We start from the raw sequence: 23,744 nt of genomic DNA on the forward strand, positions 1-23,744 counted from the left end.
GACATGCAGGCACAGCAAGCCAATCAGTCCCACGAAGCTCGCGCGGCGAGCGAAGCGAATTTCGACGGGCTCGTCGGGCCGACGCACAACTATGCGGGGCTGTCGTTCGGCAACGTGGCGTCGCGCAATAACGAGAAGTCCGTCGCGAATCCGAAGGCCGCGGCGAAGCAGGGCTTGCGCAAGATGAAGCGGCTCGCGGACCTGGGCTTTCATCAGGGCGTGCTGCCGCCGCTCGAACGTCCGTCGATCCGGCTCTTGAAGAGTCTCGGCTTCACCGGAACGGATGCCGCCGTGATCGAGCGCGCCGCCCGCGAAGCGCCGGAACTGCTCGCGGCCGCGAGCTCGGCCTCCGCGATGTGGACCGCCAACGCCGCGACCGTGAGCCCTTCGGCCGATACCGCCGATGGCCGCGTCCACTTCACGCCCGCGAATCTCGCGGCGAAGCTGCATCGCGCGATCGAGCATGGCGAAACGCGCCGCTCGCTTGCCGCGATCTTCGCCGACGAAGCGCGCTTTCGCATTCATCATGCGCTGCCGGGCACGCCCGCGCTCGGCGACGAAGGCGCGGCCAATCACACGCGGTTCGCACGGGAATACGGCGAGAAGGGCGTCGAGTTCTTCGTGTATGGCCGCAGCGAATACGGCCAGGGGCCGCAGCCGCAGCGCTTTCCCGCGCGGCAGACGCTGGAGGCGAGCCGCGCCGTCGCGCGCCTGCACGGACTCTCGGACGCGTCGACCGTGTTCGCGCAGCAATCGCCCGATGTGATCGACGCCGGCGTGTTCCACAACGACGTCATCGCGGTCGGCAATCGCACGACGCTGTTTTGCCACGAGCGCGCGTTCGTCGATCAGCAGAAAGTCTACGACGAGCTCGCCGCGAAGCTCGCGCAACACGGCGCGGCGTTCACGGCGCTCGAAGTTCCGCAGAGCGAAGTGAGCGTGGCGGATGCGGTGTCGTCGTATTTGTTCAATAGCCAGTTGCTGTCGCGGGCAGACGGCACGCAAGTGCTCGTCGTGCCGCAGGAATGCCGCGAGAACGAGCGCGTGGCGGCGTATCTGGATTCGGTCGCCACGCGCGCGACGCCTATCGACGAAGTGCTCGTCTTCGACTTACGCGAGAGCATGAAGAACGGCGGCGGCCCGGCGTGCCTGCGGCTGCGCGTCGTGCTGAACGTTGCCGAGCGCGCGGCGGTAAACCCCGGCGTGTGGATGAACGATGCGCTTTTCGCGCGCCTCGACGCGTGGATCGACACGCATTATCGCGATCGCCTCGCGCCCGCCGATCTCGCCGATCCGCAACTGCTGGATCAATCGCGCAGGGCGCTCGACGAACTGACGACGCTTCTCGGACTGGGCGCGATCTATGACTTCCAGCACTGAGCTTCTCGACGACTTCCTGGCGTTCTGTCTTTCGGGGAAGCAGCCGCCGGTTGCGTCCGGCACGGCGGCATCCGGCGTGCGCTGGACGTGGCAGGGCGAAGGCGTCTTGCTGCTGGAACCCGCCGCGCAACCCGCGACGCATAGCGTGATTGCGTCGGCCGGCATTCACGGCGACGAAACGGCGCCGATCGAAATGCTGTCGCGCCTTGTCGCCGATATCGCGAGCGGAAAGGCCGCGCTCGCGGCCCGCGTGCTGGTGATTCTCGGCAACATCAGTGCGATGCGAGCGGGCGTGCGCTACGCCGACGACGACCTCAATCGCCTCTTCAGCGGCCGTCACGCGAACTTGCCTGCGAGCGCGGAAGCGCCGCGCGCAGCCGAGCTCGAACGCGCGGCGCGCGGCTTCTTCGAGGGCGTCGCGCATCCGAAGTGGCACATCGACATGCATACGGCCATTCGCGCGTCGGTCTTCGAGCAGTTCGCGCTGTTGCCGCACACCGGCGCGCCGCTTTCGCGCGCGATGTTCGACTGGCTGCGGGATGCGCGTCTGCAAGCGGTGCTTCTGCATCGGGAGAAGGGGAACACGTTCACGCATTTCACCGCCGAGCAGTGCGGCGCGCTCGCCTGCACGCTCGAACTGGGCAAGGTGCGCCCCTTCGGTCAGAACGATCTCGCGCGCTTCGCGGCATCGGATGCGGCTTTGCGGCGGCTCGTCGCGGGCAGCGCGCCGGTTGAAGACGCGCCGCTGCGCGTCTTCACCGTCGTCGCGCAAATCGACAAGCAGAGCGAAGCATTCGTGCTGAATGTCGCGGCCGATGTGCCGAATTTCACCGCGTTTCCGGCAGGCACGGAGCTCGCGCGCGACGGCGATTACATCTATCGCGTGAAGCATGACGAAGAGCGCATCGTGTTTCCGAATCCCAAGGTGAAACCGGGCCTGCGCGCGGGTTTGATGGTCGTCGATACGACCGACGCGACGCTCGCATCGCTCGAATAATCCCGCCTCCTCGCGCCCGGACTTGCATCGGCGCGACATCCGCTTGCCAGTTTTCGTTTCCTCTTTTGCCGCACACGCCGCGCGCCGCCGCGCGGGTGCGGCTTCGGGCGCGCGATACAATCGCGGCCCTGTCCATGATGCGGCGCATCAAAAGCGTGCGCCTCGTTTGAGCGTTTTTATTGACGCCGCGATTCTGCATTGGCCGGCGTTGTGCCGCATCGGACGACAGATCACGAAACACACTGGAAGGAGATCGCAGTAGATGAACTCGCAATGGATCAACCGCAAATTCGCCGCGCTCGCGGTGCTGGGCGCCATGACCGCCGCGGGCGCCGCGTCGCTGACCGCACACGCCGCCGATAACATGAAGGAACTGCGCTTCGGCGTGGAGGCGTCGTACGCGCCGTTCGAATCGAAGACGCCGGCGGGCGAACTGACCGGCTTCGATATCGACATCGGCAACGCGGTCTGCGCGAAGCTCAAGATGAAGTGCGTGTGGGTCGAGAACTCGTTCGACGGGCTGATTCCGGCCCTGGAGGCGCGCAAGTTCGACGGCATCAATTCGGACATGACGATCACCGACAAGCGCAAGCTCGCGATCGACTTCACCGATCCCATCTATACGATTCCGAACCAGCTGATCGCGAAGAAGGGCAGCGCGATTCTCCCGACGGTGGACGGCCTGAAGGGCAAGCGCGTTGGCGTGCTGCAGGGCTCGATTCAGGAGACGTACGCGAAGGCGAAGTGGGCGCCCGCGGGCATCGATGTCGAGTCGTATCAGGCGCAGGACCAGATCTACGCGGATCTCGCGTCGGGGCGTCTAGATGCAGCGTTTCAGGATGCCGAAGCGGCGTCGAAGGGCTTCCTGAAGCAGCCGCAGGGCGCGGGCTTCGCGTTCGCGGGTCCGGCGGTCAGCGACGACAAGCTGCTCGGCTCGGGCGTGGGCTTCGGCGTGCGCAAGAGCGACAAGGCTCTCAAGGACGCGCTCAACCGCGCGCTGAAGGAGCTGAAGGACGATGGCTCCATCGACCGGCTTGCCGCGAAGTACTTCGATGTGAAGGTGGTGTTGAAGTAATGGCGTGAGGGTGGTGCGAAGCCCGCTTCCGGTGGTGGCCGGGGCGGGCTTTTTTGCGTCGATGAAGGGCTCACATCGACGGCGCGATCACCACCGTGCACGTCGTCCCTGCCGCGAGCATGACGCCTTGCGGCACCTCGTCGATTCTCACGCGCACCGGCACGCGCTGCGCGAGCCGCACCCAGTTGAACGTCGGGTTCACATCGGCGAGCAGTTCGCGGCTTTGCGGATTGTCACGATCATAGATCCCGCGCGAAATGCTTTCCACATGTCCGGTCAGCTCGCCGCCGCTCATCAGGCGAATCTGCGCGCGATCGCCCACGCGCACGTGCGGCAGCTTCGTTTCCTCGAAGTAGCCGTAGACCCAGAACGAATGACTATCGACGATGGCGAGCTTTGCCGCGCCCGCCGTCGCGTAGTCGCCGCGATACACGTTCAGGTTGGTCACGTAGCCGTCCACCGGTGAATAGACCTTCGTGCGCTCGAGATTGAGCTTGGCGGCATCCAGTGCCGCCTGCGCCTGCTGAAGCTGCGCGGCCGCCGTCGATGCCGTCTGCATCGCGTTTTCCTGCGCTTCCTTCGAGACGACGAGGCTGTCCATGTCCGCGCGCCGCGCCGCGTCCGAGCGACGCATGCGCAGTTCGGCGGCGCGCGCCGCGACGTTCGCCTCGGCCTGCTCGACCGCGATGCGGTAATGCGACGGATCGATCTCCATCAGCAGATCGCCTTTCTTCACGAACTGGTTGTCGCGCACGGGCATCTGCACGACCGCGCCCGACACATCCGGGGCGACGTTGACGACATCGGCGCGCACGCGGCCATCGCGCGTCCACGGCTCATCCATGTAATGCACCCACAGCATGCGGCCGATGACGAGCGCGGCCGCGAAAATGACGATCGTCATGACGAAGCCGATGATTTTCCTGAGAACCATGATGCAACTCTTGTGAACGTGTAAGTACGTGTGTGAGTGAATGACCGCTTTCAGCGATACACCGCGAGCCCGAGCGCGCCGCAGATGCAGACGAGCAGGCTCGCTCGGAACAGCGCCGGATGCCAGACCACGCGATAAATGCCGGTCAGCGCGAGCGCGCGGTCGATGACCCATGTGATCAGCGCGCCCGCGACGAACAGCAGCAGGAGCGTCGGCACATAGGCTTCGAGAATCGCGGTGTCACGCGGCATGGGGCACTCCTTCGGGCGGATCGGTTTCGGGCGTGGCGAACGGCGACTCGGGATCGAGCAGCGCGGTGCGAATGAAATGCAGATGACTCGCGATGCGTTGCAACCGGTGCCGGTCCTCGCGCGGACGCTCCGACGCGGCGATGAGACGCTGCACGTCCGCGATGGCGGTTTCCGCGCAGCGCAGCGCGGCATCGAAGCGCGCCGTGTTCGGGCGATCGAAGAGACGCGCGACGGCATCGAGCGTGGCGTCGATCGCGCGCCGCCACGGTTGAGCGGCCGCATGGTCCGGCGCGTCGGACAGCGCGGCGATTTCGCGCCGCAAGTCGATGACCGCGCGGCCGACCTCCAGCACCGCGAAGAGCCATTGCAGCGCCTCGCGTTGCAGCGCGGGCCGGCCGGCGGCGAGCGCATTGATCTGCGAGAGCACGTCGCGGGTGCGGCTTTCGAAGCGCGTCGCCACGTTCGTCAGGCGGCCGCGTCGCGCGAGCACGACTTCGCGACGCAGGTCGGCAAGCAACAGTCGCCGCAGCCACGGCGCATCGGTCGGCAGGATGATCGCGAACGCGACGGCCGAGACGATCATCGACAGCACGAGCGCGATGCCGTCGTTCATGAAGCCGGTCGGATCGTAGTGAACGACGTTGTCCGGCCCCGCAAGAAAGCAGAAGAAGATGCAATAGCCGATGCCCACGCCCGCCACCGCGCGCCGCGTGCTCAGGAACGTGCCGAGCAGCAGCGCGGGCACGAGCGCGACGCACATCAGCACGAAGCCGTCCATGTGCGGGAAGACGCCGAACACGACGATCATGCCGACGACCGCGGCGAGCGCCGTGCCGATGGCCATTTGCGCCGACATGAGCGTCGGGCGCGGCGAGGACGACGCGAGCGCGCAAACCGCCGCCGCGTTCAGCACCATCGTGCCGCCACTCGGCCACGCGGTCGCGATCCAGAACGCGCTGAGCACGAACATCACGATGGCGCCGCGCACGCCGGAGATCGCGGCGGCAAGGAGGTTGGTCTTCGGCACGTAGCGCGCGGCCCAGCGCTCGCGTTCATGCGACGGCGAAGCCAGCGACGCGTACGTTTCGGCGTAGGCCAGCATGTCGTCGACGAAGCGGTAGAGCAGTTCGGTCGCGGTGTCGAACTCGAGCGGCGCGAACGCCGCGTCGCTCGCGATCGTCTCGCGCGCCGCGCGCACGCGCTTCGGCAGCGCGGCCTTGAACTCGCGCAATCGCGCGGCGGCGTGCGCGGCTTCGGCCGCATTGCGCACGGGCTGGCCGGCGTCGAGCAAGAGCGGCGGCACTTCGTGGATAAACGGCGTCAGCGCCGCGATGGTCGTCGCGGACGCGCCGTCGCGCAGACGGTTCATCAACTGATGCAGCGCGTGAAAGCGCGTCGAGGCGATCATGAATTCGCTATTGAGGCGCGCGAGCCGCCCGCCGCGCCGCCGCGATTCCGGGTGTTCGAACACGGCGACACTGCGCGCCGCCTCGAAGCCGACGACATCCGCGACGAAGCCGAGATTCGCCCGCTCGATCTGCGCGCGCTCCATGTCGCCCGACATCGCGCGGCATACGTAATCAACGAATTGCACGAAGCGGCGGCGCACGGTAGCGCGAATCTGCTCGCCTGCGTGCTGCGGAAAAACGAGCGCGCTGACCGTGCCCGCGCAGACGATGCCGAGCGTGACTTCGCCCACGCGCGTGAGCGCCGACAGGTACGCGCCGTCCGGATGCTGCGCGGCCGGAATGCCGATCAGCGCGGCCGTGTAGCCGGCGAGCACGAAGCCGTATGAGCGGAAATTGCGGTTGCGCGCCGCGCCCGCCGTGCAGATGCCGACCCACAGCGCCGTCGCCGACAGAAAGAGCACCGGCTGCTGCGCGAAGACGGCGATCAGCGCGAGCATCACGACGAGACCGACCATCGTGCCGCAGAAGCGATAGAAGCTCTTTGCGAGCACCATGCCGCTTTGCGGCTGCATCACGACGAAGACCGTGGTCATCGCGGTGCGCGGCTGCTGCATGTCGAGGCGCATCGCGATCCAGAGCGCGAGCAGGGCCGCGAGCACGGCCTTGAAGATGTAGATCCACGCGAGGCCGTCGGTGCGCGCCCAGTCGGCGAGCGCGTCCATCGCGGAAGGGCGCGCGGGTTTGGCAGTTAGAGACGACATGCGCGTTCCCTCTACTTCTCGCCGGCAATGCGAGCGAGCGGCCCGATATGCTTCGACGGCGCGAGCTTCGCCGCGTCCGGTCCGTTCGCGGGATCGTCGATGCCGCCGCCGAGCGCGGCCGTGAGCGTCGCGTAGGCAACAAGCCGTTGCGCCCGCACGCGCGCTTCGCCGTCCTCTGCGCGCAGCAGTTGCGACTGCGCGATCAGCACGTTGACGTAATCGGTCAGGCCGCGCCTGTAGCCTTCGTTGGCGAGGTCGTAGTTTTTGCGCGCGGCGGCGACCGAGCGGCCCGAGGTTTCGAGCTGCGTGTCGAGCGATTGCACGCGCACGACCTGATCGGCGATGTCCTTGAGCGCCGCGACGAGCGTCGCGTTGTAGTGATCGACCGCCTGGTCGTATTGCGCCGACGCCGCGCCGAGTTGCGCGCGCAGCCGTCCGCCTTCGAAGATCGGCAGCGAGAGCGCCGGGCCGAACGCGTAGCCGGTCGCCTGACTCGTCAGGAAGCTGAGCAGCGCGCCGCCCGCGAACATCTGCGTGAGCGACGCCGCCAGATTGATGTTCGGGTAGAACTGCGCCTTCGCGACGTCGATGCCGCGCGCCTGTGCCGCGACCATCCAGCGCGCCGCGACGATATCCGGCCGATGCCCGACGAGTTCCGCGGGCAACGACGAGGGCAGCGGCAACGGCGTCGCGAGCGACAGCGCCGGGCGCGTGAGCGCTTCGCCCGCGCCGGGACCTTCGCCCGCCAGCGCGGCCAGTTGATGCCGGGCGAGCTGGATCGCTTCCTTGTACAGATCGATCTGCCGTTCGTACTCGGGCAGCGGCGCTTCGGCCTGACTCACTTCGAGCTGCGTGCCGAGCCCGCCTTTCAGCCGCCGCCGCGCCAGTTCGGCAATGCGCGACTGCTGGTCGTACGTTTGCTGCGCGATGTCGAGCAGCGCGAAAGACTGCGAGAAGCCGACGTAGGCGCGCACGACGTTCGTTTCGAGTTCCAGTTGCGCGGCCCGCGCATCGGCGGCCCGCACGTGAGCGACATCGAGCGCGCGCTCGGCGGCGTGCTCGTCGCGGCCCCATAGGTCGAGATCGTAGGAGAGAGTCAGACCGGCCGTGTTGTCCCAGGTCGTCGCGTCCGCGAAGGGCCCGGGCCCGTAGAACGCGTTGTCCGGCCATTTTTTGCGCGTGACGCTCATGTTGCCGTCCACATGCGGATACAACGCCGAGCGCGCGACGCCCGCCTGTTCGCGCGCCTCGCGCACGCGCGCCGCAGCCATCGCCAGTGTCGGATTGCCGGCCGTCGCGCGGGCGATCCATGCGTCGAGTTGCGGGTCGCGGTAGGCGCGCCACCATTGGGCGTCGGGCCAGGCGGCGTCGGCATCGGCGGCGCGCGTGGCCGCTTCGATTGCGTGGCCGGCATCGAGCGTCGAAGCGTCTTTCAGCGAGTCCTGCGGCGCGATGTGGCCCGTGCTTGCGCAGCCGGCCATCGTGAGTATTGTTGTTAGCAGCGCCGCGCAGCTTGCGCGTCTGAACCCCCGGCCTTGCACGTTCCGCTCCTCAATCGTAAAAAAATCGACCAAGCGGTGATTATATTTTTGCAACGATCCCCGAATAACCGGCGCTCACGCAAAGAATTCTTGCAGATCGTGAGAGAATGCGGACTTCTAGCGCATGCAACAATGCGAGGGCAGTCGCTCGAGTCTGACGAGACGACAGGACAGTTCAGGGTCGAAGAACGATATGGACACGCTCCAAAACATGCGCGTATTCGTGCGCGTGGTCGAGGCGGGCAGCTTCACCGCCGCCGCGCAACATCTGAATACGACGACCGCGTACGCGTCGCGGGCCGTGTCGGATCTGGAAGCGCATCTGCGCACGCGCCTTCTGAATCGCACGACGCGCCGCATTGCGTTGACCGAAGCGGGCGAGCGTTACCTGCAACGCTGCGAGCAGATTCTGGCGTATGTCGATCAGGCCGAAGCCGAGGCGAGCGACGCCCACGCGCGTCCGGCCGGCCGTCTGAAAGTGCATTCGATGACGAGCTTCGGCCAGCATTACGTCGTGCCGATGATCTCGCGCTATCAGGAGCGGCATCCGTCAGTGCAGGTCGATCTGACGCTCGCGCAGCGCATGCCGGACCTGCTCGACGAAGGCTACGACGTGTCGCTCGTGCTCGCCTCCGAACTGCCGGACTCGGGCCTCGTTTCGGCGCGGCTCGGCACGGTGTTCAGCATCGCGTGCGCGTCGCCGGCGTATATCGAGAAGCACGGCGCGCCGCACACCTTGGCCGATCTGGCGCACCACACCTGTCTGCATCTGATCACGCCGGTGTTTCCGCCCGGCCGATGGGTCTTCGACGGACCGAACGGGCAGGAAACCGTGACGCTCGGGCCGTCCACGTTCACGGTGAATGTCGCTGAAGCGATGGTCGTCGCGATTCGGGAGAACATGGGAATCGGCGTGCTGCCGACGTCCTCCGCGCTGCCCGCGCTGCGCGCAGGGACGCTCGTGCGCGTGCTGCCGCAATACACGATGCAGGAGTTGCGGGTCTACGCGCTGTATCCATCGCGCCAGTATCTGGACGCGAAAATCCGCACATGGGTCGAGTTCTTGCGCGAGGCGCTGCCGGCGACGCTCGCGGCCGACGAGGAGTCGCTCAAAGAGTTCGTCGCGACCTGATGCGCGCGTCCGAGTCTTTGGTTACCGAATAAAGCGCGGTGCAACACTTGCTTACTCCCGGTTCGTCCGCAGCTTGGTAACGTCTGAACTCGTCTGGACTGGTCTGGACTCCCCTCAACGCAACTTCTTCGGGAAAACGTCGAATGAGTACGCCTTTGTTGTTCGCCCTTGCCGCGCTGCTGGTGTTGGTCGCCGTGCCTGCCTCGCGCGATCTCTTTCAGGCAATGCGCGCCCAGTCCGAGCGTGAGGCCAAGCGGCGCCTCGTGCCGGTGCGGATCGACGACGAGCGTGACCGCTATCGTCGCTAAGCGGCTTCTAAGGGCTCGATGAGGCGCGGTTCGTCGTTGACCGTGCGATTGACGTCGCTCGTCACGCGATGCCAGACGAAGTGCGCGGCCGGCACGCCATCGCTTTTCACGAGCGCGTGGAGATCGGCGGGCGTGGCCGTCGCGTCCAGCCAGCGCCGGCCTGCCGAGGGCGAGAAGACGAGCGGACGGCGGTCGTGCACATCGACGAGGCCTTCGTCTGCCTTCGACGTCACGATCACGAAGCCCGCGCCCGGCGTCGCGGCGTCTTCATCGCCCACGATGCTCGTGAGCGCCGCGAGAAACATCGGCTCGCCGTCCGCGCGGCGAATGTAATACGGCTGCTTGAACGGCTTGCCCGCGCGATCGCCCGGGCGGGGTTCCACGCGCCATTCGAACCAGCCGTCCGCCGGCACGAGGATGCGCGCGTTGCGCCACAAGTCGCGGAAATACGCGCTCGTCGATGCCGTCTCGACGCGCGCGTTGATCGTCTGCGGCAGCTTCTTTTCTCGGGCCCACGGCGGGCAGTAGCCCCAATGCACCGCGCGGATGGTCTCATCGGGATAGACCGCGAGCGGATGCGTGCCGGGCGACAGGTTATAGCCGGGGCGGCGGTCGGCGGCATCCACGAGTACGAACGGGTTCTTCAGATGCAGGCGCTCGGCATAGTGCATCGGCAGTCGGTACTGGCTGATTCGGCCGCACATGGCGTTCCTCCACTTCGGCGTCAGATTTCGACGACCTTGTCCCAGGCGAATTCCGGGTTCTCCCAGCGCTGCGTGCGCCTGTCGAAGTAGCCGCGCGGATTGCACACGACGCGCGTGCCGTTCACGGTGTAGTCGAACGCCGTATGCGTGTGGCCGTGAATCCAGAGCGCGGCCGGCTCGCGGGCGAGTGCCGGCAAGTGATTGATGAAGCCCGCCGACACGATATCCTCTGCATAACGCGGCGCGAGGCTTTCGCGCAGCGGCGCGTGGTGCGTGACCACGATGGTCTGCCCCGCGAACGGCTTCGCCAGCTCGCTTTCGAGCCACGCGCGCGCCTGCACGTGCAGCGCGAGCGAATCGTCCGGCGTGAAGGCGCGCGGCTCGCCGTCCGGTTCGGGCCAGGCGAGCTGAATCAATCCGCGATAGTCCAGCATCACCTTCGCGCACGCTTCCTTGGCTTTCTCGATTTCGTCCGCGGCCGATCCGAACAAGGCGAAGTCGGTCCAGAGCGTCGTGCCGAGCACGCGCCAGGCGCCTTTGCGGTCGACGAGCGCGGCGTTGTTCAGATAGTGCACGTTGTCGACGCTGCGCGCGGCGTCGTGCATCGCGGCTTCCATCGCGCCGAATTCGCCGTCGTAATACTCGTGATTGCCGGGCACATAGACGATGGGCACGCCGCTGTCGAAGTTCTCCGCTGCCCAGCGCAAGCCTTCCGCGTGGTTGTGAATGTCGCCCGCGAGCACGACGAGATCGGCGTCAGCATAGGGAATGGCGAGCGGCTCGTCGCATTCCAGATGCAGGTCCGACAGCACACGAATCTTCATGCGGTCTTCTCCTTGCCGGCTTCGGCATTCCAGCGCACGACCTTGCCGGGGTTCATCAGATTCTCGGGGTCGAGCGCGGCCTTGATGGTTTGCATCAGCCGCACTTCGACCGGCGATTTCAGGCGCATGGCTTCGTCGACCTTCAGTTGCCCGAGCCCGTGCTCCGCGCTGACGCTTCCACGATGCTTGTGCACCTGCTCATACACGAGCGCGTTGATCGGCGTCTGAAACTCGACGAGAAACGCCTTCTGATCGACGCCTTCCGGCGCCTGAACGTTGTAGTGCAGGTTGCCGTCGCCCAGATGCCCGAACGTGACCATGCGCGCGCCCGGCACGGCTTTCGCGATGATCGCATCCGTTTCGTCGATGAAGCGGCCGATGCTCGAAATGGGCACGGCGATGTCGTGCTTGATGTTGAGCCCTTCCTGCGCCTGCGCGAGCGGAATGTGCTCGCGCAAGTCCCAGAACGCCTGCGACTGCGCGAGGTTCTCGGCCACCACCGCGTCTTCGACGATGCCTTCTTCGATGGCTTGCTCCATCAGGCGTTCGAAGAGCGCGCGGGCGTGTTCGTCGCTTTCGCTATCGGACAACTCCAGGAGCACGGTCTGCCCGTGCGGCTCGCCGAACGGGTAGCGCAGTTGCGGGAAGTGGCGTCCGACGAGGCGCATCGAGAAGTCGGACATCAGTTCGAAGCCGGTCAAGAGCGGGCCGGCGTGCTGCTGCGCCATCGCGAGAAAGTCGAGCGCGGCATGCGGCGACGCCAGCCCGGCTAGCGCCGTGACCTTGGCGACCGGCGCGGGATGCAGCTTCATCACGGCCGCCGTGATGATGCCGAGCGTGCCTTCCGCGCCGATGAAGAGATCGCGCAGATCGTAGCCGGTGTTGTCCTTGCGCAGTCCGCGCAGGCCGTCCCAGATTTCGCCTTGCGGCGTCACCACTTCCAGACCGAGGCACAGCTCGCGCGTGTTGCCGTAGCGCAGCACGCCGGTGCCGCCCGCGTTCGTCGAGAGATTGCCGCCGATCGTGCAACTGCCTTCGGCCGCGAGACTCAACGGGAAGAGACGCTGCGCGCTCTCGGCGCGCGCCTGAATCTCGGCGAGCACGACGCCCGCTTCCACGGTGATCGTATTGTTATGCGGGTCCACGCCGCGAATGCGGTTCAGCCGCTTCAGGCTGATGATGGCTTGCTCGCCGCTCGCGTCCGGCGTCGCGCCGCCCGCGAGTCCCGTGTTGCCGCCTTGCGGCACGATCGCCACGCGATGCTCACGCGCGAGCCGCACGATGCCGGCGACCTGTTCGGTGCCGGCGGGCAGCAGCACGGCGCAGGCGTTGCCGCGATAGCGCTTGCGCCAGTCCACGCGATACGGCTCCGTGTCGTGGTCATCGGTTAGGACGTGCGACGCGCCGAGCAGTTGAACGCAGGCGTCGATGAAAGTTGCGGCAGAAGCGGTCATGGGCGAAGGGAAGTGCTGAGATTAAGCGACAGTATCGCGCAGGCGGGCGATCCGCGAAGCATCGGCCGAATGGCATAGGCACGCGCGACGGATGCGCTTTCGGCCGTATTTCGTGCTACAAAGCTTCTCAGCGCAAGCACGAAGCGGCACGACAGCGGTCATCCGTGGCGTTTCCTCGCACGCGCGGCGCGCTTGAAGGGCGCGACATAGGCGATCGCGCAGACGAAGAATGCGAGCGCAAGCAGCGCTTCGAGCCACGCGAGCCGCGCCGACAAGCCTGCTTCGCTCATGCCGCGCACGATGCCTTCGGCGAGATACAGCAGCACGAGCATGCACGACCATTGCATCGTGTAGACGTTGCGTTTCGCGACGCCCGGCAGCGCGCACGCGAGCGGCAGCGCCTTCAACGCGAGCACCCACGCGCCGGGGCGCAGCGGGGCGAGCCACAACTCCCAGAGCAGCGTGAGCGCGATGAGCGCGGCGAGGCTCGCGGTGGCGCCGAGCGCGAACGCGCCGTGGTTTCGGGTTTCGTCGACGGAAGGCGCGCGCATGGCCGGCTCAGTTCGCCTGCGCGCCGCGCACGAGGTCGCGCGCCGTGCGGGCAAGACGCGCGCCGAGCGCGACGGCGAGCGCTTTCTCGTCGGCGGAGATGCCTTGCCGGCCGGCCTCGTCGCCGGTGCGCGCGTGATGCGATGCGCCGTACGGCGTGCCGCCGGTTTGCGTCGTCGTCAGCCGGGACTCGGTGTACGGAATGCCGACGATCATCATGCCGTGGTGCAAGAGCGGCAGCATCATCGAAAGCAGCGTGGTTTCCTGGCCGCCGTGGAGGCTGCCGGTCGATGTGAAGACGCTCGCGGGCTTGCCAGCGAGCGCGCCGGAGAGCCATTGCGGCGTGGTGCCGTCGAGGAAGTATTTGAGCGGCGCGGCCATGTTGCCGAAGCGCGTCGGCGAGCCGAGCGCAAGGCCCGCGCATTCTTCGAGGTCGCGCAACTCCGCGTACGGCGGGCCGTCTGCCGGAATGTCGGGTTGCGTCGCCTCGCAGACGGTGGAAACCGGCGGCACCGTACGCACGCGGGCTTGCATGCCGGGAACGCTGTCGACGCCCTGCGCGATCGCGAGCGCAAGCTCGCGCGTCGCGCCGTGGCGGCTGTAGTAAAGCACGAGGATGTCGTTCATATGAGCTTTTTGGTGAACGGCTATTATAGGGATTGGGTCGGCGGGCGTGGGCGAGGCGGTCAGGCTGCTGGCTTCGCGAGGCAAGGCGACCCGTTTCGATGCATAGGAGAAAACGTTTGCAGCGTCTTTCAATCGATCTCGCAGCAGTGAAGCGCCTCGCCGGTTTCGTCGCGCGGCGCATCGGCGAGGATCGCGTCGCGCAAGTGGCAGGCAGTCTTACGTTTACGAGCGTGCTGTCGCTCGTGCCGCTCGCCACTGTCGCTTTCGCTTTGTTTACGGCGTTCCCGATCTTCGGGTCGTTTCAGGCTTCGTTGCAGGATTTCCTCGCGGATCACCTGATGCCCGCGCAGATCAACAGCCAGATCCTCGGATACCTGAACGAATTCGCGTCGAAGGCCAAAGGGCTCACGACCGTCGGGATGATCATCCTGCTGGTCACGTCCGTGATGACCATGATGACCGTCGAATCGGCATTCAACGTCATCTGGCGCGTGAAGAAGGCGCGCCCGCTCGCGCAGCGCGTGCTGGTCTACTGGTCGATCATCACGCTCGGCCCGATTCTCTTCGGCTGCAGCCTGTCGATTTCGTCCTACGTGTTCGCGCATTCGGTCGCGTACGCGGGCTCGCATAATCTGATGCCGCCCGTCGTCGAATGGCTGCTCACCGGCGTCTCATTGCCGCTCACGGTATTCGGCTTCACGATCACCTACGTCTACATGCCGAATTGCAAGGTCGAGTGGCGCGATGCGGTCGTGGGCGGGCTGATCGCCGCGGTCGCGTTCGAAATCGGCAAGCGCGGCTTCGGGCTGTACGTCCGCAGCATCCCGACTTATACCGCCGTGTATGGCGCGTTCGCGTCGCTGCCCGTGTTTCTGCTGTGGGTGTATCTCTGCTGGATGATCGCGCTCGTCGGCGCGATGCTGACCTCGGCGCTACCCGCTATCCGCATCGGGCAGTATCACCGGCGCGCGTTTCCGGGCAGTGATCTGCTGGACGCGCTCGAGATTCTCGCCCGGCTCGTCGAGGCCCGCGAGGAGGGCAAGCCCGGCTATACCGCGCTCGAATTGTCGAAGATGGTGCGCAGCGATCTCGATACGTCCACGCGCATCATCGCGCGTCTCGACACGCTCGGCTGGATCGGCAGACTGGAGGACGCGCGCATGCCGCGCTACGTGATGATCGCGAATCCGAACCAGATCACGCTCACCATGCTGTTTCAGGAATTCGTCGTCGACCGTGAAGAACTGGACTACCAGTTGCGTCTGGATGCGACGCAGATCGAGCGCGATGCGCTCATCAACGCGCTGGAGAACGAGAAACTCGAAGCGACGCTGGGCTCGCTGATCGCGGCGCGCGCGAAGGAACTGCCGAATGCGCCGGTGCGCGAGACGCCGCGTTCGCCGATGCCGCAACAAACGGCATAACGCGGCTCAAAGCGAAATTCGACCGATGCAGATGTCCTTGAACATGACCCAGTCGCCCATCAGGCTGTAGAGCGGATGGCGAAAGGTGGCCGGGCGGTTCTTCTCGAAGAAGAAGTGACCGATCCACGCGAAGCCGTAACCGCAGGCGACGGCGGCCGGAAGCCAGAGCCAGTCGCCGGTGGCGAGCGCCATCGCCAGGCACCCGATCACGCCCAGCGAGCCGATGAAATGCAGCCTGCGCGAGATCAGGTTGCGGTGCTCTTCGAGGTAATACGGATAGAACTCGGCGAAGCTCGCGAAGTGCTCCCCGTGTGCCGTGTGCGCCATGATGGCCTCCGTGTCGACGAGCCGCTACCGAGCGGGTATCCGATTCATCAGCAAGATTCATTCTGCGACCGGCGGCCCCGAGCGCGCAAGCCGCGCCTCACTGGCCTTCGGCACAATCCAGCGCGAACGCGAATAGCGCATCCAGAACGGCGTCCGGCTGTTCCGACATCAGCGCGTGGCCGCCGTCCAGTTCGACCGTGCGCACGCGCGCGCCTCTTTTGCGCAACGCATCGACGAGGGCGCGGGCGGCGCGCGGCGGCGTCATCACATCGCGCTTGCCGTAGAGCACGCTCACGGGACAGCGCACGGACGCGGCGCGGTCGAGCGCCTCCGTATAACCGTTGCAGGCGCTGAAGTCCGTATGGAAAAGCTGCGCCTCGCCCAATGCGCTCACGCGCTCCATCAACCGCTGATTCATGCCTTGCAGCCAGAAGCCGGGCGCGGGACTGGACGGTTTCGCTGCAATCGTCGAATGCGACCACTGATTCACCATGCCGATCGCCTGCGGCTCGCGCTCGCGGGCGGCGTCGAGCAAGGCGTCGGAGACAGTCATCGGCGCGGCGGTTGCAATCAGCGCGAGGCCGGCGGCGCGGTCGGAATAGCGCGCGGCGGCGTCGAGCGCGATCAGCGAGCCCATGCTGTGGCCGACGAGCACGGCCCGGCGCACACGAGCGGCGTCGAGCACGCCGATGACCCAGTCCGCGAGCCCGGCGATGTCGTGTCGCGCCGGACCGTCGCTGCGGCCGTGGCCGGGCAGATCGAGCGCCAGCACGCCGAAGCCGTGATGCGCGAAGTAGCGCGTCTGCAGCGCCCACACGCTATGGTCGTGCTGCGCGCCGTGAATGAAGACGACGGCGGGGCGCGCCGCGTCGAAAGGCTTGCCGCCGGTGTAGGCGTAGGCGCGGCGGCCGTCGAGATCGAGCATCATGCGCGGCTCCCGAGCGGCGTCGCGTTCGCCTGATCGCCACTATCGGCGGCCTTTTGCGCCGCCTTCAGCCCGCGCTTCAGATCGTCGATCAGATCGTCCGGATCTTCCAGCCCGATCGAAAGGCGAATCCGTCCCGGCCCGATGCCCGCGGCGACGAGCGCGGCGGCGTCCATGCGGAAATGCGTCGTGGAGGCGGGATGAATGACGAGCGAGCGCGCGTCGCCGACGTTCGCCAGATGCGAGAAGAGCGACAGCGATTCGATGAACGCGCGCGCTGCCGGCACGCCGCCGCGCACATCGAAGCTGAAGACGGCGCCCGCGCCGCGCGGCAGCAGACGCCTGGCAAGGGCATGGTCGCGATGCGTCGGCAGTTCGGGATAGGCCACGCCTTCGACCGCGGGCGAACTCAGCAGGAATTCGATCACCTTGCGCGTATTCGCGACATGCCGGTCCATGCGCAACGGCAAGGTTTCGATGCCTTGAAGCAGTTGCCACGCGGCCTGCGGATGCAGACACGCGCCGAAGTCGCGCAGGCCCTCGCGCCGGGCGCGCAGCAGGAACGGCGCGACCGTGCTTTCCTCGGCGAAGACCATGCCGTGAAAGCCTTCGTAAGGCTCGGTGAATTCGGGGAAGCGGTCGCTGGCGGCGAAGTCGAAGGTGCCGCCATCCACCAGTACGCCGCCGATGGTGGTGCCGTGGCCGCCGAGAAACTTCGTCGCGGAGTGATAGACGAGATCCGCCCCGTGCTCGAACGGGCGCAGCAGGTAGGGCGTCGTGAAGGTCGAATCGACGAGCAGCGGCGCGCCGTGCGCGTGCGCGATCTCCGCGACGCCTGCGATATCGAGCACGTCCAGCCCCGGATTGCCGAGCGTCTCGCCGAAGAACAGGCGCGTGTTCGGCCGGGCGGCGGCGCGCCACGCGTCGAGATCGTGCGGCGGCACGAACGTGGTCTCGATACCGAAGCGCCGCAGCGTGTAATGCAGCAGATTGTGCGAGCCGCCGTACAGCGCGGCGGACGCGACGATATGCGAGCCCGCGCCCATCAGCGTGGCGATCGCCAGATGCAACGCCGCCTGGCCGCTCGCGGTGCCGATGGCGCCGACGCCGTTCTCCAGCGCCGCAACGCGCTCCTCGAAAACCGCGACCGTCGGATTCGAGATGCGCGAATAGACGTGCCCCGAGCGTTCCATGTTGAAGAGCGCGGCGGCGTGGTCGGTGTCGCGAAACGAGAACGACGTGGTCTGATAGATCGGCGTCGCGCGGGCGCCGGTGGCGGGATCGGGCGCGGCGCCCGCGTGCAGCGCGAGCGTATCGAAGCGGTTGGCGGGCATCGTCGGCGGCCGGCGCGGCGTGCGTCCGGCGAAAATGTCGGTCGGCCATCCTATCATCGCGGCGGCGCGCGCAAACCTAGGGCGAACGCCTGCCGCCGGGCCGCGAAGCCTTATCCGAAAGGCTAACGCGGGCGCCGTTCGCTTTCCTTTTGCGGGCCTTTCCGATAGCATCGACCCATGGTTTCACAAACGCTTCGGCATCTGAACGGGCATTTCGCAAGGAGAAAGTCATGCGAGTCAGCGACATTCTGAAGGTGAAGGGCAACGCGCTATTCACCGTTACGCCCGATACGCCGCTCTCCGACGCGATCAACGTCATGGCGGCGCACGACATCGGCTCGCTCGTCGTCATGGAATACGGCGATCTGGTCGGCATGCTGACTTTCCGCGAAATCATCCTGACGCTGCGCGAGAACGGCGGCGGCGTCGGCACCACGACCATCCGCAAGGTCATGGACGACCATCCGCTCACCTGTACGCCGGAAACCGACGTGAACGAAATCCGCCGCATGATGCTGGAGCATCACGTGCGCTATCTGCCGGTCATGGAAAATCGCGCGCTGATGGGCGTCATCTCGTTCTACGACGTGGCGAAGGCCGTGGTCGAGGAGCAGGGTTTCGAGAATCGCATGTTGAAGGCGTATATCCGCGACTGGCCGGAAGAGCAGGGCCAGCAGGAGCAGCAGAACGTTCGCTGAAGTCAGGGCAACATGCCGCGCGCGTCGTCGTCGCGCGGCTGCCTGAAGTGACCGAAATCGCCATACAGAAGTCGAGCCGGAACATCGCAGCGCGCCGAAGGGCGCGTTTTTTTTCGCCCGGCGTTTGAGCACACAAAGACACAATCTGACCGATACACCCATGAGTGACAATCCGTTGGGCGCAGAAAACGACGCAAGCCCGCGTGCTTCCCGCAAGTCGCCCGCAGCAGGCGAGAGCCAGTTCCGTCTGCTGCGCGAGCGCCGCTTCGCACCGTTCTTCTGGACGCAGTTCCTCGGCGCGATGAACGACAACGTCTTCAAGGTCGGCTTCACGTCGCTGGTGACTTTTCAGGCGGCGCGCTTCTCCGGCGTGGATCCCAAGACCGCGGCGTTTCTGATTTCCGCCATCTTCATCGTGCCGTTCGTGCTGTTTTCGGCGACTTCCGGACAGATCGCCGACAAGTACGACAAGGCCGTGCTCGCGCGCCTCGTGAAGAGCTTCGAGATCGTCGTGATGCTGATCGGCGGCGCGGGATTCCTGCTGCACAGCGCGCCGCTGCTGTACGTCTGCACCTTCCTGATGGGCGTGCATTCGACCGTCTTCGGTCCCGTGAAGTACGCTTATCTGCCTCAGCATCTGAAAGGCACGGAACTCGTCGGCGGCAACGGCCTCGTGGAAATGGGCACGTTCGTCGCCATTCTCATCGGCACGATCATCGGCGGGGCGGCGGCGGGCGCGGCCGAGCACGGCGCGCTGTTGCTCGCGGCGGCGTGCCTCGCGTTGGCGATTGTCGGGCGCGTCGTGTCGGGCTTCGTGCCGAAGTCGGAGGCGTCTCAGCGCGACGTGCGCATCAACTGGAATCCGGTGTCCGAGACGTGGCGCAATCTGAACCTCGCCCGGTCGGACCGAACCGTGTTTCTCAGTCTGCTCGGCATTTCGTGGCTGTGGTTCGTCGGCGCGACGTTTCTCACGTCCTTCTTCAATTTCGCGAAAGACGTGCTGTCCGCGAATCCGGATGTCGTGACCATCCTGCTCGCGACGTTTTCGCTCGGCATCGGCACCGGGTCGCTGCTGTGCGAGCGGCTCTCGAAACACCGCGTCGAAATAGGGCTGGTGCCGCTCGGGTCCATCGGCATCAGCGTGTTTGCGATCGACCTGTTCTTCGCGAGTCACCGCATCGCGCCCGCTGCGCATCTGCTGAACGTCAGCGAATTTCTGCTCGTGCTGCGGCACTGGCGCATTCTCGCGGACCTGTTTCTCCTCGCGATGTTCGGCGGCTTTTACAGCGTGCCGCTCTACGCGCTCATTCAGGCGCGCAGCCAGCCGACGCACCGCGCGCGCATCATCGCCGCCAACAACATTCTCAATTCGTTCTTCATGATCGTCTCGGCGCTCATGGCGCTTGCGCTCACGTCGGTGGGCGTCGGCATTCCCGGTCTCTTTCTCGTGACGGCGCTGCTGAACGTGCTCGTCGCCGTGTATATCTACTCGCTCGTGCCCGAGTTCCTGCTGCGATTCATCGCGTGGATGCTCGTGCACACGTTCTATCGCATTCGCCTGGTCGACGCCGCGCGCATTCCGTCGCACGGCGCGGCGGTGCTCGTGTGCAATCACGTGAGTTTCGTGGATGCGGTGGTCATCATGGCCGAGAGTCCGCGCCCCATCCGCTTCGTGATGGATCATCGCATCTTCCGCACGCCATTCGTCGGCTGGCTGTTCCGTCATGTGAAGGCGATTTCGATTGCGCCCGCGCACGAAAACGCGGAACTGCTCGAACGCGCGTATCAGACATGCGCACGCGCGCTCGAAGACGGCGATCTGATCTGCATCTTCCCCGAGGGGAAACTCACGCGGACCGGGGAAATGAACCCGTTCAGGCACGGTATCTCGGAGATTTTGCGGCGGCATCCGGCGCCCGTCGTGCCGATGGCGCTGCGCGGACTGTGGGGCAGCGTCTTCTCGCGCGATCAGAACGCGCAGTGGCCGCGTCCCATTCGGCGGGGCGTGATGACGCGCCTGACGCTGGCGGTGGGCGAGCCGATCGCCCCGGAAGACGCGACGCCGCAGCACTTGCAGGACCGCGTGACGGCGCTGCGCGGCGCGCGGCGGTAGCGGTGGACGATAGCGGTAGACGCCAGACGGCGCTGGCATAATAGCGGTCTCCCCCGACACTTCTCTCAGGTCGACTCATGTCCGGCAACACCCTTGGCACGCTCTTCACCGTCACGAATTTTGGCGAATCGCATGGACCGGCGATCGGCTGCGTGATCGACGGCTGCCCGCCGGGCATGGCGCTCACGGAAGCCGACATTCAGGTGGAACTGGACCGGCGCCGTCCGGGCACGTCGCGCCACGTGACGCAGCGGCAGGAAGCCGATCAGGTCGAAATTCTGTCGGGCGTCTTCGAAGGCGTCACCACCGGCACGCCCATCGCGCTCTTGATCCGCAACACGGATCAGCGCAGCAAGGACTACGGCAACATTGCGGAAACGTTCCGTCCGGGTCATGCCGACTACACTTACTGGCAAAAGTACGGCGTGCGCGACTATCGCGGCGGCGGGCGCTCGTCCGCGCGCCTGACTGCGCCGACAGTCGCGGCGGGCGCGGTCGCGAAAAAGTGGCTGCGCGAGAAGTTCGGCATCGAGACGCGCGGATACATGAGCGCGCTCGGAGAGATTCCGGTTCCGTTCGTCGACTGGAAGCACGTGCGCGAAAATCCGTTTTTCGCGCCCAACGCGGATGTCGTGCCGCAGCTCGAAGCGTACATGGACGCTCTGCGCCGCGATGGCGATTCGGTCGGCGCGCGCATCGAAGTGGTGGCGAGCGGCGTGCCGGTCGGTCTTGGTGACCCGCTGTACGACCGGCTGGATGCCGACATCGCCCACGCGATGATGGGCATCAATGCGGTGAAGGGCGTGGAGATCGGCGCGGGATTCGCGAGCGTCGCGCAACGCGGCTCGCAGCACGGCGACGAGATGACGCCCGAAGGCTTCGCTACCAATCATGCGGGCGGCATTCTGGGCGGCATTTCGAGCGGGCAGGACATCACCGTGTCCATCGCGATCAAGCCGACGTCGAGCATCCGCACGCCGCGTCAGTCCGTCGACAAGGCGGGCGCGCCGGCTACCGTCGAGACGTTCGGGCGCCACGATCCATGCGTCGGCATCCGCGCGACGCCTATCGCGGAGGCGCTGCTCGCGCTGGTGCTGATGGACCACGCGCTGCGGCACCGCGCGCAATGCGGCGATGTGACCGTTGCGACGCCGAAGATTCCCGCCCACGTACCGGGCAAGTAACGCCGCAGAAAAAAACGCCGGTCGTGGAAACCGGCGCTCTCGTCACATGTTCGGATAGTTCGGCCCGCCGCCGCCCTCCGGCGTCACCCAGACGATATTCTGCGTCGGGTCCTTGATATCGCACGTCTTGCAGTGAACGCAGTTCTGCGCGTTGATCTGCAGGCGATCGCTACCGTCTTCCGATTTCACGAATTCGTAGACCGCTGCGGGGCAGTAGCGGCCTTCGGGACCGGCATACGTCCGCAGATTTACGTTGACCGGCACGCTCGGGTCTTTCAGCGTCAGATGCGCCGGCTGATTCTCTTCGTGATTCGTGTTCGAGATGAACACGGACGAGAGGCGATCGAACGTGAGCTTGCCGTCGGGCTTCGGATACACGATCGGCTTGCACTGCGACGCCGGCTTCAGCATCTCATGATCCCAATGCTGATGATGCAGCGTCCACGGCACGTTGCCGCCCATCACCTTCTGCTCCAGCCCGACCATGAACGAGCCGAGGTACAGGCCCTTGCTCATCCACTGCTTGAAGTTGCGCGCCCGGTAGAGCTCGGTCTTGAGCCAGGAGTTCTCGAAGGCTTCCGGATACGCGGTTAGTTCGTCGGCCTGACGTCCGGCCTGCACGGCGTCGAACGCGGCTTCGGCGGCCATCTTGCCGGTCTTGATTGCCGCGTGGCTGCCCTTGATGCGCGACGCGTTCAGGAAGCCGGCGTCGTCGCCAGCGAGCGCGCCGCCCGGGAACGTGAGCTTCGGCAGCGACATCAGACCGCCCGCCGTAATGGCCCGCGCGCCGTAGGACAGGCGCTTGCCGCCTTCGAGAAACCCGCGGATTGACGGATGCGTCTTGTAACGCTGGAATTCCTCGAACGGCGACAGGTACGGATTCGAATACCCGAGCCCGACGACGAAGCCGACCACGACCTGGTTATTGTCCATGTGATACAGGAACGACCCGCCGTACGTGTCCGGTTCCAGCGGCCAGCCGGCCGTGTGAATTACGAGTCCCGGCTTGTGCTTGACCGGATCGATCTCCCACAATTCTTTGATGCCGATGCCGTACACCTGCGGGTCGGCATTCTGATTGAGCTTGAACTTGTCGATAAGCTGGCGCCCGAGATGCCCGCGCGCGCCCTCGCAGAAGAGCGTGTACTTCGCGTGCAGTTCCATGCCGAGCTGGAAGTTGTCGGTCGGTTGGCCGTCCTTGCCGACGCCCATGTTGCCGGTGACGACGCCGCGCACCGAGCCGTCGTCGGCATAGAGCACTTCCGCTGCCGGAAAGCCGGGGAAAATTTCGACGCCGAGCGCTTCGGCCTGCTGCCCGAGCCAGCGCGTGACGTTGCCGAGGCTCACGACGTAGTTGCCGTGATTCTTGAAGTTGTCGGGAAGCAGCCAGTTCGGCACCTGCTTTGCGCCGGTCGGCGATAGAAACAGGAACCGGTCTTCGGTCACATCCACGTCGAGCGGCGCGCCTTTTTCCTTCCAGTCGGGGATGAGTTCCGTGAGGCCGCGCGGGTCCATCACCGCGCCCGAGAGAATGTGCGCGCCGACCTCCGAGCCTTTCTCCAGCACGCAGACGCCGATTTCGACGCCTTTTTCCGCCGCCAGTTGTTTCAGGCGAATCGCTGCCGACAAACCCGCTGGGCCGCCGCCGACGATCACCACGTCGTATTCCATCGATTCGCGGGGACCGTATTGCTCGATGAGGCTCGCCGGGGTCATCAATGTTCCTCTCTACCGTTAGAATGGCCTTCCAAGATCGCGTATTGTCAGCGAACGTCAGGCGGGCTGCAACCGAA

General features: G+C 65.9%; 22 protein-coding genes. 9 read left to right on the plus strand and 13 right to left on the minus strand.

The annotated features are described in order from the left end of the window. Positions 1-3 precede the first annotated feature (3 nt). From astB to JYK05_RS04960, 3 genes are all read left to right on the plus strand, one after another. Positions 4-1,380 carry an N-succinylarginine dihydrolase gene (gene astB / locus JYK05_RS04950; protein WP_206467968.1) on the plus strand — a complete coding sequence of 459 codons (1,377 nt, stop codon included), beginning with the start codon at positions 4-6 and terminating at the stop codon, positions 1,378-1,380. Further along, a complete protein-coding gene (gene astE, locus JYK05_RS04955; RefSeq protein ID WP_206467969.1) occupies positions 1,364-2,377 on the plus strand; it encodes a succinylglutamate desuccinylase in 1,014 nt (337 codons plus the stop codon). The genes astB and astE overlap by 17 nt, the downstream gene beginning before the upstream one ends. 262 nt (positions 2,378-2,639) lie before the next feature. Beyond that, positions 2,640-3,452 (plus strand): ABC transporter substrate-binding protein, encoded by an 813-nt coding sequence (locus JYK05_RS04960; protein ID WP_371826406.1) that lies wholly within the window; start codon positions 2,640-2,642, stop codon positions 3,450-3,452. A gap of 70 nt (positions 3,453-3,522) precedes the next feature. Here JYK05_RS04960 and JYK05_RS04965 read toward each other — a convergent pair whose 3' ends face one another. From JYK05_RS04965 to JYK05_RS04980, 4 genes are read right to left on the minus strand one after another with little or no spacing between them, the layout of a single operon-like run. After that, positions 3,523-4,386 (minus strand): HlyD family secretion protein, encoded by an 864-nt coding sequence (locus JYK05_RS04965; RefSeq protein WP_206467970.1) that lies wholly within the window; start codon positions 4,384-4,386, stop codon positions 3,523-3,525. 50 nt (positions 4,387-4,436) lie between these two features. Continuing rightward, positions 4,437-4,637, minus strand: coding sequence for a DUF1656 domain-containing protein (locus tag JYK05_RS04970; protein ID WP_206467971.1), 201 nt, complete (start codon positions 4,635-4,637; stop codon positions 4,437-4,439). Further along, on the minus strand, positions 4,627-6,807 hold the full coding sequence (locus JYK05_RS04975) for an FUSC family protein (RefSeq protein ID WP_206467972.1): 2,181 nt from the start codon (positions 6,805-6,807) through the stop codon (positions 4,627-4,629). The genes JYK05_RS04970 and JYK05_RS04975 overlap by 11 nt, the downstream gene beginning before the upstream one ends. An 11-nt stretch (positions 6,808-6,818) precedes the next feature. Continuing rightward, positions 6,819-8,288 (minus strand): efflux transporter outer membrane subunit, encoded by a 1,470-nt coding sequence (locus tag JYK05_RS04980; RefSeq protein ID WP_206467973.1) that lies wholly within the window; start codon positions 8,286-8,288, stop codon positions 6,819-6,821. A gap of 253 nt (positions 8,289-8,541) precedes the next feature. Here JYK05_RS04980 and JYK05_RS04985 point away from each other — a divergent pair, with 253 nt between their 5' ends. Then, the gene (locus tag JYK05_RS04985) at positions 8,542-9,480 is read left to right on the plus strand and encodes a LysR family transcriptional regulator (protein WP_175940054.1); all 939 of its coding nucleotides are present in this window, start codon (positions 8,542-8,544) and stop codon (positions 9,478-9,480) included. A gap of 155 nt (positions 9,481-9,635) precedes the next feature. Beyond that, the gene (locus tag JYK05_RS04990; RefSeq protein ID WP_206467974.1) at positions 9,636-9,788 is read left to right on the plus strand and encodes a hypothetical protein; all 153 of its coding nucleotides are present in this window, start codon (positions 9,636-9,638) and stop codon (positions 9,786-9,788) included. Here JYK05_RS04990 and JYK05_RS04995 read toward each other — a convergent pair. From JYK05_RS04995 to wrbA, 5 genes are all read right to left on the minus strand, one after another. Continuing rightward, positions 9,785-10,492 (minus strand): SOS response-associated peptidase, encoded by a 708-nt coding sequence (locus JYK05_RS04995; protein ID WP_206467975.1) that lies wholly within the window; start codon positions 10,490-10,492, stop codon positions 9,785-9,787. The two genes, JYK05_RS04990 and JYK05_RS04995, sit on opposite strands and share 4 nt — an antisense overlap. 20 nt (positions 10,493-10,512) lie before the next feature. Further along, positions 10,513-11,316, minus strand: coding sequence for a metallophosphoesterase (locus JYK05_RS05000; RefSeq protein WP_206467976.1), 804 nt, complete (start codon positions 11,314-11,316; stop codon positions 10,513-10,515). Further along, positions 11,313-12,770: an FAD-binding oxidoreductase gene (locus JYK05_RS05005; RefSeq protein ID WP_206467977.1), complete on the minus strand. Its 1,458-nt coding sequence runs from the start codon at positions 12,768-12,770 to the stop codon at positions 11,313-11,315. The genes JYK05_RS05000 and JYK05_RS05005 overlap by 4 nt, the downstream gene beginning before the upstream one ends. Positions 12,771-12,928: 158 nt before the next feature. Further along, a complete protein-coding gene (locus tag JYK05_RS05010; protein WP_206467978.1) occupies positions 12,929-13,321 on the minus strand; it encodes a DUF2069 domain-containing protein in 393 nt (130 codons plus the stop codon). A gap of 7 nt (positions 13,322-13,328) precedes the next feature. Next, positions 13,329-13,946 (minus strand): NAD(P)H:quinone oxidoreductase, encoded by a 618-nt coding sequence (wrbA, locus tag JYK05_RS05015; RefSeq protein ID WP_175940060.1) that lies wholly within the window; start codon positions 13,944-13,946, stop codon positions 13,329-13,331. Positions 13,947-14,062: 116 nt separating this feature from the next. Between wrbA and JYK05_RS05020 the strand changes: the two genes are divergently transcribed. Next, complete coding sequence (locus tag JYK05_RS05020; protein WP_241269850.1) at positions 14,063-15,370, plus strand: YihY family inner membrane protein; 1,308 nt, start codon at positions 14,063-14,065, stop codon at positions 15,368-15,370. Between the two features lie 6 nt (positions 15,371-15,376). Here the strand turns inward: JYK05_RS05020 and JYK05_RS05025 are convergent, their stop codons facing one another. The 3 genes from JYK05_RS05025 to JYK05_RS05035 form a co-directional block, all read right to left on the minus strand. Continuing rightward, entirely contained in the window at positions 15,377-15,697 is a 321-nt protein-coding gene (locus JYK05_RS05025) for an Mpo1-like protein (RefSeq protein ID WP_206467980.1), read from the minus strand. A gap of 97 nt (positions 15,698-15,794) precedes the next feature. Next, positions 15,795-16,625: an alpha/beta fold hydrolase gene (locus tag JYK05_RS05030; protein WP_206467981.1), complete on the minus strand. Its 831-nt coding sequence runs from the start codon at positions 16,623-16,625 to the stop codon at positions 15,795-15,797. Then, positions 16,622-17,956 carry an O-acetylhomoserine aminocarboxypropyltransferase gene (locus tag JYK05_RS05035; RefSeq protein WP_206467982.1) on the minus strand — a complete coding sequence of 445 codons (1,335 nt, stop codon included), beginning with the start codon at positions 17,954-17,956 and terminating at the stop codon, positions 16,622-16,624. Before JYK05_RS05035 ends, JYK05_RS05030 begins: the two co-directional genes overlap by 4 nt. A 230-nt stretch (positions 17,957-18,186) precedes the next feature. Here JYK05_RS05035 and JYK05_RS05040 point away from each other — a divergent pair, with 230 nt between their 5' ends. The 3 genes from JYK05_RS05040 (at position 18,187) to aroC (ending at position 21,951) form a co-directional block, all read left to right on the plus strand. Beyond that, the gene (locus JYK05_RS05040) at positions 18,187-18,654 is read left to right on the plus strand and encodes a CBS domain-containing protein (protein ID WP_175940065.1); all 468 of its coding nucleotides are present in this window, start codon (positions 18,187-18,189) and stop codon (positions 18,652-18,654) included. 160 nt (positions 18,655-18,814) lie between these two features. Further along, positions 18,815-20,767 carry an MFS transporter gene (locus tag JYK05_RS05045; RefSeq protein WP_206467983.1) on the plus strand — a complete coding sequence of 651 codons (1,953 nt, stop codon included), beginning with the start codon at positions 18,815-18,817 and terminating at the stop codon, positions 20,765-20,767. Positions 20,768-20,844: 77 nt separating this feature from the next. Beyond that, positions 20,845-21,951, plus strand: a complete 1,107-nt coding sequence (gene aroC, locus JYK05_RS05050) for a chorismate synthase (RefSeq protein ID WP_206467984.1) — start codon at positions 20,845-20,847, stop codon at positions 21,949-21,951. A 42-nt stretch (positions 21,952-21,993) separates the two neighbouring features. Here aroC and JYK05_RS05055 read toward each other — a convergent pair whose 3' ends face one another. Continuing rightward, positions 21,994-23,667 carry an electron transfer flavoprotein-ubiquinone oxidoreductase gene (locus JYK05_RS05055; protein ID WP_206467985.1) on the minus strand — a complete coding sequence of 558 codons (1,674 nt, stop codon included), beginning with the start codon at positions 23,665-23,667 and terminating at the stop codon, positions 21,994-21,996. Between the last annotated feature and the right edge of the window lie 77 nt (positions 23,668-23,744).

Origin of the sequence: Caballeronia sp. M1242 (assembly GCF_017220215.1) — a bacterium.
Lineage (GTDB): Bacteria > Pseudomonadota > Gammaproteobacteria > Burkholderiales > Burkholderiaceae > Caballeronia.